This window comes from Halolamina salina (assembly GCF_042678005.1).
Classification (GTDB): domain Archaea; phylum Halobacteriota; class Halobacteria; order Halobacteriales; family Haloferacaceae; genus Halolamina; species Halolamina salina.
In genome coordinates, this window is sequence record NZ_JBHUDH010000256.1 from 20,976 (window position 1) to 32,778 (window position 11,803).

Consider the following 11,803-nt stretch of genomic DNA (forward strand, 5'->3'; position numbering starts at 1 on the left):
CGGAAATCCAGGGGCGTCATCGGATTTATGACGACAGCGTTTCGAGAGAACCTATGTCCAGCGATGACCTCCAGGACCTCCCGAAAGTAGGACCAAGCAGAGAAACGGATCTCAAGGAGGCCGGATTCGAGACGATGCAGTTCCTTGCGGTCTCATCACCAGGGGAACTCTCTTCTATTATCGACGTGGGTGAGAGCACAGCGTCGGACATCATCAACGGTGCCCGTGAGGCTGCTGATATCGGAGGATTTGATTCAGGAGCCGCTGTCCTTGACCGTCCCAGCATTAAAAAGCTGGAAACGGGCCACAGTGGAGTTGATCGGCTTCTAGGTGGAGGTATTGAAACACAGGCGATTACAGAGTTCTATGGCAACGAAAACAGTGGGCGGACCACGATGGCCCACCAGCTCTGCGTCCAGTCACTTCTCCCCGACAACGCAGGCGGTCTCGGAGGGGACTCAGCCTACATCGACACGCGAGGGAAGTTCGATCCGGACAGAGTTACAGAGATCATCGAGGGGCTCGACACGGATCGGCGAGAAGCTCTGGGCGCCCGGTTTGAGATTCCACCTGGTGACGTAGAGGATCTCGCTGAAAAGGCCCTCAATCATATCCACATCGAGCGGCCAACGACCACTAATGAGCAACTGCTCACAACGGAGGAGCTCTCCAATCTGGCAGATAGGGTTGAATCAGCCGGGTCAGAGTTGCGATTGGTGATTGTCGACTCACTAACTATTAATTTCCGTGCAGAATACCAGGGGAGAGGCGAGCTTGCCGAGCGTCAACAAAAGCTAAACTCGTATCTCCACGACTTGCGGCGGTTCGGTGATATGAAGAACGCTGCCGTGGTGGTTACGAACGCGACTAATTCCTCAGGAGAATCCTACGGAGGAGCAATCGTCGACCACTCGGTTCCGTTCCGTCTCCAAATCCAGAAGACCTCGGGCGAGAAGCGTCGGATCAAGCTCGTCGATGCGCCGAACCTCAAGCATGGGGAAGTAGGGGCCTACATCGAACAAGGGCAATTCATCCCTGAGTAATTTGCTAGAGGTAGATTATGGCTCGCTCGAAACAGCACGATCAGCTGAATCGGAGTATGGGGTTCGATTGAAGTCCGCTGGTTTGGATCACAGACGGACAGATCGATACTCCAACGGTGGTATTTTCGTAGCTGCGTATCACGTCCAAGTATGACCCATCAGCGGATTCTCGCCTGTGGCGACAATCACGGGGATACAGAATCACTCGAGAAACTTGTCGAGGCCACCGACGGTGAGGAATTCGACTTCATCATCCACACAGGCGACATCACGAACGCCTACAAGACTGACCTCGAGACAGGGGTGGATCAACTCCAGGCTGTGGAACCGTATTTCGAGACATTAGCGGAACGCGGAACTCTTGTCTACATCTATGGAAACAGAGATAAGGAACGGGCCTTCGGCGGATCACCGACACACGTCTCAGAAGAATACGAACTGAGTGTCGGTCATCGTCTCCAGGCTGGCGGTGAACTAACGGTCGATGGACAGCGGTTTACAGCGGACCCAGCCGATGCTGGCCCCGAAGATATCCTCCTCACTCACGGCATCTCTCAGGAGGCATTCTTCCAATCCTCGGCAAATGCCTACTTTTGCGGTGATACACACCGAGCACGGCAGTTCAAAACCGCACTCAATACCGGATATCTACACAACGACAAGGGGTTCAACGGCGCCTACTTCACCGCCACCCTCGACGACGATGAATGGGAGGCAGCCGTTCACGGACTCGACGAACAGTGGAAGGGATTTGTCTGCCCGGATCACCAGTGGTACGGCCGGCAGTTCACTCCTGAAAAGTTCGGCTGCGGCCTCTGTAAATTCGGCCCTGGTCGTCAATTCAGTTCGATCGCTTTCATTGCATTCGAGAAGGCAACATCTGAAGAGGAAGAGACCGCAAGCATCGACGACCTCGTCGTCGCAGCTCGTGATGGAGTCGTTGATGACGAAACGTTTGCTGACCAGTTTCGTTCATATCTCGAGGAGCTTGCCAACGTCGATCGACCGCATCCAACTGACCCGCTTAAGCCCGCAGAGAGCCCTGAAAGTCTCAAACGACAATAAGGATTACCAGTAGACTCCAATCACGTTGGCCTCCAGGTGAGCGGTGAAATCACGGTCAGAATCGGCGGATTGTGAATGGGTTGCTTGTTGGCGAAAGTCCGACCGTAAGGAAGCAGAATCCTCCGAAAATTCATCCTCTGAATGAATTTCTGTGAATGAATCGTAGGCCTGTTTCAGGAGTTCTACCTCTTGTTCGACAGCAACCGTTGCGTCCGGTGAGTATGCATCCGCTGCGTGCTCGACAACCTCATCTAACTGGTCGGCCTGTATCGAACTCTCCGCTCTCTCACCGAGGAATTCAATGAACTCGTGGAGCTTCTGTTCGTCAAATCCCGTGTTTTCAGTGGTAGCCTCAACTTGTGCTTCAAATCGATCCATCGCTGCTTGTAGTTCAGATTCCAAATCATCGTTAAAATTCTCCGCCAGATCCGACGAAATGCTCTCCAAGACCCGAATCAGCTTCATCGGGTACCAATCTGGCCTAATGGACTCCACCCGACAAAATATCCGGAATTGCTTGTTCGAGGCCAACGTCTGGATTGGTTCAGTCCAGAGTTCAGTTTCGTCAAGCAATGCTACGACATTGAATGCATCTCCCTCAGAACTCTCAGAGATCCGTCCGTCTTCGTCTATAGATAGCCCATCTACCTCGATCTCTATTGGAATCTTATTCCCGAGACTCTCCTCAATAAGCTGCATCTCTCCTTCCGATATATCCGCTTCATCCGGGGCTGCCGTGTCTATATACTCTATTGCCCGGAACACTCTATACAACGGATGCAGTCGGATAGTACCCCTAAACTCCAATACTTCACCCCGATCTAGGGTAGATAACTCAAGCCCGTCTTGGAGGTCGTACGCTCCATCAGCAGTCAATGAGATCTGAGGATTGATGTCCTCGTGCTCGTACAGGCGTGTGAACTTCGATTGAATGAGATCGAATGAATAGACGTTCTCCGTCTCATTCCCCTGTTGCGTAGTTCGATTTGTTCCAACACCAGCATTCACAGGTCCTGAACCAGCACCCACGCTTGCGGAATTCTGTTTTGTGTCGACGTTGGTCTCTCGGTCTGTTTGTTCAGCTGCCACTCGACCAGAGTCCGTCGAAGCGAGGAGACTCCTCACACTTCGCTGGTCAATATAGACGAACTCGCGGAGCTGTGGGAATTGTTTACCCTCATCTTCGGATGGTTCACCCGATACCTTCCCGAAACGCCAAAATCGCCAGTAGTTCCGGATATTAGAAAAATTCATTCTTGAGCCTCCTGCCGCCGTGCCGCGCCAATTCGCAAGTGTTCCATTCTGACCGCCTCCTCACCATCTTGAAGTGCGAGGTACTTTGCCTGGTCAACGACCGCAGCTAAGTCTGCTCCAGTAAACTCCTCCGTCTGCTCAGCGACGACCGTGAGATTGACATCATCTGCGATAGGGGTATCGCCGAGACTAATCTGAAGAATCGCTTCCCGTGCCTCACGATCAGGTTTAGAGAACTCCAGCTGGCTATCAAATCGACCTGGTCGAAGAATCGCCTGGTCGATTTCATCAACAAGATTCGTTGCTCCAATTACGATGATATCCCCTCGCTCATCAAATCCATCCAATTCTGAGAGGAGTTGAGCAACAATACGGCGTTCTGTCTCATCCGCCTGCCCACGTGATGGCGCCATACTATCCAGTTCGTCAAAAAAGACGATACTGGGATTTCCCGAGGCCTCCGCTGCTCGTTCTGCTTCTTGGAAGACATCTCGAATTTGCCGCTCAGTTTCACCGTAGTACTTGCTGACGAGTTCCGGGCCGTCGACGATGAAGAGATCACCGTCGACGTGATTTGTGACAGCCTTGGCTGTTCGAGTTTTTCCAGTCCCTGCTGGCCCATAGAATAGCAGTCCTTGAGAAAGAGTCACATCCAGCGTCTCCCGTAACTCCTCGTTTTCAGTGTCGAGAGGCTGTATAATCTGTTCCCGAACGGCGCGCTTGACATGGTCCAAGCCACCAACATCCTCAAGCGTGACGGAGATATCTTCCTCGTACCGCCACTCATAATCGTCATCGCTCGTTTCTGACTCAGGAAGAAGATCGTCAATATCTGGTGGACTATCCGAAAGATGACCATGGTAGGTCATAGCTGCTGTGACTTGAATCGTTTCGCCAGCATTGACGTGGTCAGGAACTCGGGTGACTGTAGAAAGTCCATTATCAGTACGTACGATGGCTGTTCCATCAAAAACGTCTTCAACTACAGCAGGGATATTGCCCGAAGAGAAACCGTTGCGAGAATAGATATCAACTGCCCGGTCCTCATAAGAAGGGCGTTCCTCGATTTTTACGAGATCCCCTAATTCGACCGAGTCATAATCTGTTTCGTGCGGAACGGCGTTTTCTACCAGTACCTCAGTTCCGTTTCGCCGCAATACGACAAGCTCAGTTTCGGAGGGACACTCAGTTACACACCCTGCATAGAAGTCCGGCATTTATGACTTAGTTACCCATTAATCGGCACTCTGCTAAAGCTTGCTGTCGTACCTTTAAACGGAATCAATCTCGTTGAGTGCTTCCGTAGCAACATCACCCAATTCACCGGCTTCAATATGCGAATACCGTTCACGAACCATCTCCTCCGAGTTATCGAGATAGCGAGCCGCAACAGTGTACCCGAACGCGCGGACTAGCACCTCGCCCATTCCACGTCGACCACCGTGGGGCGCGAGATAGTCGTGTTTCGGATGGGCGATGTCGATCTCTGCAGCCTCTGAGAGCCGTTGGAGAATCGACCGTGCGCCGTCCGTCGTGATCGACGGCGGCCGAATGTCCTCATCGAGCGCCAGCAGCAGGTCGCGAGCGTACTCCGCACGGCGTTCAGTGATTGCTTCTGGGCGTTCCCCTCGTTCGGCTAGCTCTTCCCGGACGAGCTCCGCGAGCGTCCGTTGGTCGAACGTCGGAAACACCGGCCAGCGCTCCGTCGGTGGGTCCATCAGCTGACGATAGCTTCGCAGCGGCGAAATCACTGGGTCGGGGAGACTCGCAGCGTCCCATTGCTGTTTCTTCCGGTAGACGTCCATACTCCCGTCGTCGAGTGAGAGATCCTCCCAGCGGACGCCACGCCGTCGCGGATCGTTCGGATCCCGGAGTAGCTCCCCGACGCGGACGGCGGTGTACGCGAGGACGAACACCAGCGCTCGGTCACGAGCGGCTTTCAGCGCCGCGTAGCGCGCTCGCTGCTTGTCGAGGGGGTCAGTATCCTCTGGAAGGGTCGTGTACGTCTCGACGGCGTCGCGGGCCCGTTCGTCGACGTGGCGGGTGAGGGCGTGGCGCTGTTCGGACGTCCAGGCCTGCTGGTCGCCGGGCTTGCGGCCGTCGTCCTCCGGTAACGGCGCCATCGCACTCGCCCGCTGCGCGTAATGCGCCTCGAGATACCCTTCGTTGACACACCACCCACACCAGGCAGAGATATAGCGGTAATAGGTTTGTACCGTGTTCTGCTTGAGTCCCCGATCTCCACCGAGATGTCGGGCGTACTCCCTGAACACGCGTTCGTCGAGATCGTCGAAGGTCGGCTCGCGGTCGACGTCGTCGGAGACGATCCCGGTCCAGTCGTCGGCGCCGCGGTCGCCGGCGGCCCACTCGGCGAACCGCTCGAGTTCGCGGGCTGCGTTACGTCGATAGTTCCCACCGTCGCCGCCGCGGCCTTTCCCCTTGTCTTGGAGGTAGCGCTCGAAGCTGTCGTCGAGCGGCGTCGAAAGCGCTCGGTCAGGCATTCACCGGCCCTCCACCGTCCTGCGGGCCCGGTCTCGGAGCCTCTACCCTGGGGGAAGCGCCGTCGTGAGGCGGTTGCAGCATTCGTGCTTCACCGACAGCGCCGGGGTACTTAAAGGTGGTCGTGATTATTGGCATAATCAGGACCACTCCATAGTATCAATCTATCAGCTGAATTCGAGGAGCTGGGGCCACCTAGCGCCGGATTCCCAGAAAACTGCGGAGTCATATATCTTATTCCGCTATACACAATTTAGCGCTCCGCTGATCGAGACCCCCGATTGTAGGACATTAAGTGAACCCCGGGCTCAAGACGTAGTATGAGCGAGGACGACGGACTCGAGTATGAGCCGGTCAGCGTCAAGGAGGTACTCGGCGAGATGAAGGACATCGCCGAGTTGCTCATCGATCTCTCATATTCGTCGGTCCTCTTCGAAAATCCAGAGCTCGCCGAAGAAGTCCTCGCCCTCGAAGACGAGATGGACCTCCTCCAGTTGCAGGCCAGAATGAGTCTCGTGATGGCTGGCCGCCGTCCTGAGGAAGCGGAAGCTCTCGCCCCCGTGTTCGGAATCGTGGGGGCCGCCGAGAAAATCAGCGATGCTGCAGGCGACATCGCAAAGGTCGTCCTCGAAGACATCGGGCTTCCACCGGCACTCCGTGGAGCACTGCCCGAAGCTGTCGAGACACTCGCGCGAGCGACCGTCAGTGCAGACTCACCATACGCCGACCGAACGCTCGGCGACATCAATCTGGAGACGGAGACGGGCGTCCGCGTGCTCGCACTCAGGCGTGACGACGAATGGATCCTCAATCCGAGCCGTGAGACACGTCTCCAAACCGAAGATGTCCTGTTCTGTCGGGGGGCCGAAGAGGGACTGACACGCGTCTACGAGGCGGTCACCGGCGGGCGGTATACGCCACCCAAGACGGTTGAGCAGCCGATCGAGGATCTCGACCGGGCTGTCGAGACGGTCGCCCTCATGAAGAACATGAGCGAATTGGCCGTCGATCTCGCATATGGGAGCGTCCTCTTCGACAGTCCGGAACTTGCTAAAGAAGTTCGCGAGCTCGAAGTCGAGGTTGATGCACTCCAGTCACGGTTCGAGGTCTGGGCGCTTCGTGCAGCCGAGACGGTCGACGATTCAGTATCCATCCGAGGGCTACTCCATATCGCAACCAGTACAGAGGTCATCAGTGACGCAGCCCTCGAAATCAGCGAAGGCGTGCTTCGTGGCGTCGGAAGTCATCCCGTCGTCGAAGCCGCCGTCCAGGAATCCGACGAGATCATCTATCGAACGACGGTCACGTCTGGCAGTCGCCTCGACGGGACGACGATCAGCGACAGCGAAGTGAAGACACGAACGGGGATGCACATCGTCGCGATCCGCCGAGAATCGGCAGAGGACAATGGACGAACGAAGTACCAGATCTCGCCGCTGCCGGACACGACGCTTCGTGCTGGCGATGTACTCATAACGAAAGGGACGCGCGCAGGAGCTGAGCGACTCTCTGACTGGGCGGCGTGACAATGGTCGAACACTGGTCAATTCGATCAATCACGCGCGCGCTCTTACCGATCCTGCTCGTCCTAACTGTTCTCGAGCTCGTCGGCGGCCTCACGCTGGGATCGTTCGAGGCGACGCTCCTCCAGTACCCGACGCTCCTCGTATTGGTCCCGGTGATGATCGGGACCGCCGGGAATCTCGGCAGTATCTTATCCGCCCGGATGTCCACGGCGTTCCATCTCGGAATGCTCTCGTTCGAGCCGACCGACGACCGACTCCTCGGAAACACGATCACGACTGTGCTACTCGCCGTGAGCGTCTTTCCTGTCGTCGGTGCTGGTGGGTGGGGTATCATCGCAGTGACTGATGACCCCCAGCTGTCAGTCGGGATGGTTGTGACTGTCGCACTCGTGAGTGGACTTATCCTTGCGTGTCTCGCGATTGTGGTGACTGTCGTCGCGACGTACGCGGCCTATCGCTTCGAGCTCGACCCTGACGACGTCGTCATACCCGTCGTCACGAACGTCTGTGACGTCCTAGGCGTGCTCGTTCTCTTCGCCGTCGTGCAACTGCTTGTCCCATGAACCCAATATCGAGCCAACTGAAAGCGAGCAGCTTTTTCAGCCAGATGTCCGTCTATCAATAGAGATCAGTAACTGGACAGTCCTCGAACCAATACGTATGTCTACCCTCTCGGTCGTCAAGAATTCGTATCGAAGCGCGCTCCCGACAGTGCTGGTGAGCGCATTTGGCGGATTACTCGCAGGGACGATACTGGGGGGAATGGACGCCGAACTCAAAGCAGTGCAAGGGTTACTCGTGATGGTACCGGCGTTTCTGGCGATTCGCGGCAGTGTCTACGGATCGCTCGGCTCTCGGTTATCGAGTGCCCTCCACCAGGGGCTGATCGACCCGGTGTTCGAACCGGACGACCGCCTCGTGAACGCTGTCGCCGCTGCCTTGCTCAACGGGCTGGTTGCCAGCGTAGTCGCCGCAGTTCTCACCTACGCCATTCTCACAGCTATTGGGCACGCCGTCGCACAGCTCTGGGTACTCGTCTTCATCGCCTTCGTCGGCGGTGTGCTCGCCGGGCTCGTGTTGACCGCCGTCATCGTCGTCGTGGTGTTCGGGGGATATCGTCGGGGAATGAATCCCGACGACCTCGTCGGGCCAGCAATGACCACCGCTGGCGATATTTTCGGGATGGCGTCGGTGTTCGTTGCAACGAAGCTCGCACTTGCAATCCTGTGATCTCTCCCCGGCTGGTGAGCAGAGTAACGCTACAATTCTGAGAGGGGATGCGTTAGATCCAGTCCTGGCGACGGAAGTGGACGAGCATCATTCCCGCGAGAAGTCCCATTCCGACCATAACTGCTGGATAGCCGTACGTCCAGTAGAGTTCCGGCATGGCAAACGGTGTGTCGGCAAAGTTCATCCCATAGATCCCGACGACGAACGTCAACGGGATGAAGATGGTCGCGACGACAGTGAGAGTCTTCATCACCTCGTTCGTCGACTGAGAGACAGCGTTCAGATAGATGTCCCGAGACCCACCCGTGAGATCACGGTACGTCTCGATCAGATCGACGACCTGAACGAGATGGTCGTAGACGTCCCGGAAGTACTTTTCATTTTCATCGGCAACCTCTGGGATATCACCCCGAGAAAGATACGACATTGCTTCCCGAGCCGGCCAAGCGACCTTCCGGAACGCGAGGAGGTCCCGGCGAACGTCATTCAGGTCTTCGATCATCTGGGGGTTGGGTTCGTCGAGTACACGCTCTTCGATCGCTTCGATGTCGTCTTCAATCTCGTCGAGTAGATCGAAGTAGTCGTCGACGATTGCGTCCATAACTCGATAGGCGAGAAAATCCGTTCCGCGATTCACGAACCGTTGGCCGTTTTTCGTCCACTGCGAATCTGACGGGTCAACAATGTCGATATCCGTCGCCGACATCGTAACAAGCCAGTCCTCACCGATGAAGAATCCGACAGGGTGAGTTCCTACTTCTTTGTGAAACTCGATCTCGTCGCGCTGGCTCAGACGTGCGGTCTTCATCAGGACGAACGTGTGGGTGTCGTACTCCTCTGTTTTCGGCCGCGTCTCGTCGTGAAGCACGTCTTCGACGGCCAGTTGATGAATATCGAAGCGGTCTCGCAGTGCTTTCAGTTCAGTCGGTTCGACGTCTTCCGCGTGAATCCAAGTCTCACCGGCTGCTTCGAGCGCGGTATCGAGATCGTTGTGACGCTCAACGCCGTTATCCGTATACACCATAGCATGAAGGCTCATGTATCTCCCCTCGTGGCGGATCGACGTGCGATTGCGACGAGTGCGATGCCGATCATAAGTACGGTAATTGAAAATGCCCGACCAGGATAGGCGACAAATATCCCTGCGATATACCCGAGAATTCCTACGAGTATCAGGGCGATTCCAGCGATTGTACTTCGATCCATATGAGTGCGGAGTAGTTTCAGGTTAAAAGAGCGTATGGTACGGCGGGGTCGCGAGTTGGAGAGACAATGTGGTGTGTCGATAGAGGACACCAGCGATCCTATGTTCGCTTTGAGTGGGACGTATACATTGAGAATGCCGGTCCTCAACTTGAGTCGCGCCATATTCTGCGCCAAGGTTACCCGTCACCGAGTTCCGAAAGCCGTGCCTGGATTTCCTCAGCATCCGCTTCAGAGAGCGCCTCAACGCCGAACTGGACGAGTAGCGGGTAGAAGTGACGGTTCTTCTTGAACTCGTCCTGGCCTGCCTTTCGGAGTTTCAGCTGAGACTCCAAGTAGGTATCCTCCATCTCGTCGAGAATATCGTCGGGGATGTAGATCGTCCGTCCGTTCCACTCGTCCTTGATGTTCGTATTCGTTTCGCTCGTTTCGTTCGTTTCACTCGTTGAAGTTGATTCGGTCGTTTCGGTCGATGAACTGGTTTCCACCGTTTCACTCACCTCACTCGTTTCGCTGGATTCGACCTCATCGTCCTCCTCTTCGTAGTTGCCCTCGATGCCAGATGCATCGCCCCAGCCGTCAGTCATGCTTCCACCTCCTCAGGCGCAGTCTTCTCAAACGTCTCGTCGAATAGGTCGGCGATCTCGTTGAACAAATCGCGTGCATCCTCAACGCGCTGGTTCTCCTTGCCGAAGCCGAAGACGGATACCCCCTCGCCGATCGACTGGGAGAGGTCGGTCCGCTTCGGAATCTCGAACACTGGGAGGGAGTACGCCGACTTGATCTCCTCGATGGTGTCGCGGTGTTCGGCGTTCTGCTCGACACGGTTACAGACGATGGCGAGCCGATTGATATCTCCGTACGCCTGTTCGAGGGAACTCAGCTGCTTTGCGAAAATCTGGAGGCTGTTGGCGTTGAGCTTCTCGGGAATAACGGGGATGACGACGTTGCCGGTCGCGACCAGGGCGTTGTCGGTGAGGACGTTCAGGGATGGCGGCGTGTCGACGATGATGTAGTCGTAGTCCTTCTCGAGTTCATCGAGAGTCATCTCCAGTCGTTCTCGGCTCTTCGGTGCCTCAAGCAGGGTCTGGATGTTCTTGTTGTTCGCGAGCTTCTCGCTCGCGGGGAGGATGTCAAATTCCTCGTGCTCGACGATAATGTCGTTCACCGACTCCATCTGATCGAAGTCCAGGACGTCGAACAGCGTTGTACGGTCGGTATCGTAGTACAGATCGTTGTAGCCAAGCGAGCAGGTGAGCCCCCCGTGGTAGTCGATATCGACCAGGAGGACGTCGTGGCCTCGGGCAGCGAGTGCGCCGCCAGTATGAATGACGTCGGTTGTCTTCCCCGCGCCTCCCTTCTGATTCGCCACGGTGATTCGTGCGGTGTTGGTGTCGGTCATTTCTTTCGTTTACCTCGTTGTGTTCGTTCAGTTCGTTTTGGTCGTTCTGTTCGTTTGGTTCGGTGAGGGTGTTTCACTCGGTGAGAGGAATACTACGATGTTAAAACCAATTGTTCGTTTCGCTCGTTGAGGCAAACACTATCGTTTCCATCAATGTATTCGTTCTATTCGTTACGTTCGTTTCACTCGTTCTGTTCATCGAGTAGAAGCCGGCCAGCTCATCCTCAACCAGTTCGTTCCTCAGAATGCGTTCAATCCATTCATTTTTCCCGTTCTGTTCGTTTTGCTCGTTGAATTCGTTATAGTCGTTCCGCATGTTTTCAGCGGGGATCTGGACTACCTTCGAAACAAGTGGGGAGATCGTGCTTTACGGCCAGTCGAGTAAGACTTTTAACTGTTACCGGATTATTGGTAACCACCAGATGTATGAGGTGCTCGACGACACGGCGGCACAGACTATCCTCGCCATCGAGAGTGGTGACTCCATCCGCCGTGTCGCCCAACACCTCCACACGCCCTACGAGACAGTGAGACAGGCCGTCAATCGGCTGGAAAACGCAGGCTACGTTTCCTATGACGAC

At 55.6% G+C, this 11,803-nt stretch carries 13 protein-coding genes; 7 read left to right on the forward strand and 6 right to left on the reverse strand.

Features of this window, described 5'->3' with window-relative positions; translation table 11 throughout:
• Positions 1-53: 53 nt before the first annotated feature.
• Together radA and ACFR9S_RS15870 are read left to right on the forward strand one after the other, a co-directional pair.
• Complete coding sequence (gene radA, locus ACFR9S_RS15865) at positions 54-1,043, forward strand: DNA repair and recombination protein RadA (protein ID WP_379730321.1); 990 nt, start codon at positions 54-56, stop codon at positions 1,041-1,043.
• Positions 1,044-1,193: 150 nt separating this feature from the next.
• Positions 1,194-2,108 (forward strand): metallophosphoesterase, encoded by a 915-nt coding sequence (locus ACFR9S_RS15870; RefSeq protein ID WP_379730320.1) that lies wholly within the window; start codon positions 1,194-1,196, stop codon positions 2,106-2,108.
• 3 nt (positions 2,109-2,111) lie between these two features.
• Here ACFR9S_RS15870 and ACFR9S_RS15875 read toward each other — a convergent pair whose 3' ends face one another.
• Genes ACFR9S_RS15875 through ACFR9S_RS15885 form a run of 3 tightly spaced genes read right to left on the reverse strand, consistent with a single transcriptional unit; the run spans position 2,112 to position 5,635 of the window.
• Entirely contained in the window at positions 2,112-3,362 is a 1,251-nt protein-coding gene (locus ACFR9S_RS15875) for a DUF6414 family protein (protein ID WP_459076958.1), read from the reverse strand.
• Complete coding sequence (locus tag ACFR9S_RS15880; RefSeq protein ID WP_379730318.1) at positions 3,359-4,579, reverse strand: ATP-binding protein; 1,221 nt, start codon at positions 4,577-4,579, stop codon at positions 3,359-3,361. Before ACFR9S_RS15880 ends, ACFR9S_RS15875 begins: the two co-directional genes overlap by 4 nt.
• A 54-nt stretch (positions 4,580-4,633) precedes the next feature.
• Positions 4,634-5,635, reverse strand: a complete 1,002-nt coding sequence (locus ACFR9S_RS15885; protein ID WP_379819005.1) for a site-specific integrase — start codon at positions 5,633-5,635, stop codon at positions 4,634-4,636.
• Between ACFR9S_RS15885 and ACFR9S_RS15890 the strand changes: the two genes are divergently transcribed.
• The 4 genes from ACFR9S_RS15890 to ACFR9S_RS15905 all read left to right on the forward strand — a co-directional run bounded on the left by ACFR9S_RS15890 (position 5,612) and on the right by ACFR9S_RS15905 (position 8,617).
• Positions 5,612-5,977, forward strand: coding sequence for a hypothetical protein (locus ACFR9S_RS15890; protein WP_379819006.1), 366 nt, complete (start codon positions 5,612-5,614; stop codon positions 5,975-5,977). The genes ACFR9S_RS15885 and ACFR9S_RS15890 overlap by 24 nt on opposite strands.
• Positions 5,978-6,181: 204 nt before the next feature.
• Positions 6,182-7,387: a potassium channel family protein gene (locus ACFR9S_RS15895; RefSeq protein ID WP_379730316.1), complete on the forward strand. Its 1,206-nt coding sequence runs from the start codon at positions 6,182-6,184 to the stop codon at positions 7,385-7,387.
• Positions 7,388-7,389: 2 nt separating this feature from the next.
• Positions 7,390-7,950: a magnesium transporter gene (locus ACFR9S_RS15900; RefSeq protein ID WP_379730315.1), complete on the forward strand. Its 561-nt coding sequence runs from the start codon at positions 7,390-7,392 to the stop codon at positions 7,948-7,950.
• Between the two features lie 97 nt (positions 7,951-8,047).
• On the forward strand, positions 8,048-8,617 hold the full coding sequence (locus ACFR9S_RS15905; RefSeq protein ID WP_379730314.1) for a magnesium transporter: 570 nt from the start codon (positions 8,048-8,050) through the stop codon (positions 8,615-8,617).
• A gap of 52 nt (positions 8,618-8,669) precedes the next feature.
• Here the strand turns inward: ACFR9S_RS15905 and corA are convergent, their stop codons facing one another.
• From corA to ACFR9S_RS15920, 3 genes are all read right to left on the reverse strand, one after another.
• On the reverse strand, positions 8,670-9,656 hold the full coding sequence (gene corA / locus ACFR9S_RS15910; protein ID WP_379730313.1) for a magnesium/cobalt transporter CorA: 987 nt from the start codon (positions 9,654-9,656) through the stop codon (positions 8,670-8,672).
• Positions 9,657-9,999: 343 nt separating this feature from the next.
• Positions 10,000-10,407, reverse strand: a complete 408-nt coding sequence (locus tag ACFR9S_RS15915) for a hypothetical protein (RefSeq protein ID WP_379730312.1) — start codon at positions 10,405-10,407, stop codon at positions 10,000-10,002.
• Positions 10,404-11,222, reverse strand: a complete 819-nt coding sequence (locus ACFR9S_RS15920) for a ParA family protein (protein ID WP_137711726.1) — start codon at positions 11,220-11,222, stop codon at positions 10,404-10,406. Before ACFR9S_RS15920 ends, ACFR9S_RS15915 begins: the two co-directional genes overlap by 4 nt.
• Positions 11,223-11,644: 422 nt before the next feature.
• Here ACFR9S_RS15920 and ACFR9S_RS15925 point away from each other — a divergent pair.
• A partial coding sequence (locus ACFR9S_RS15925) for a helix-turn-helix domain-containing protein (RefSeq protein WP_379819007.1) occupies positions 11,645-11,803 on the forward strand: 159 nt, incomplete at its 3' end.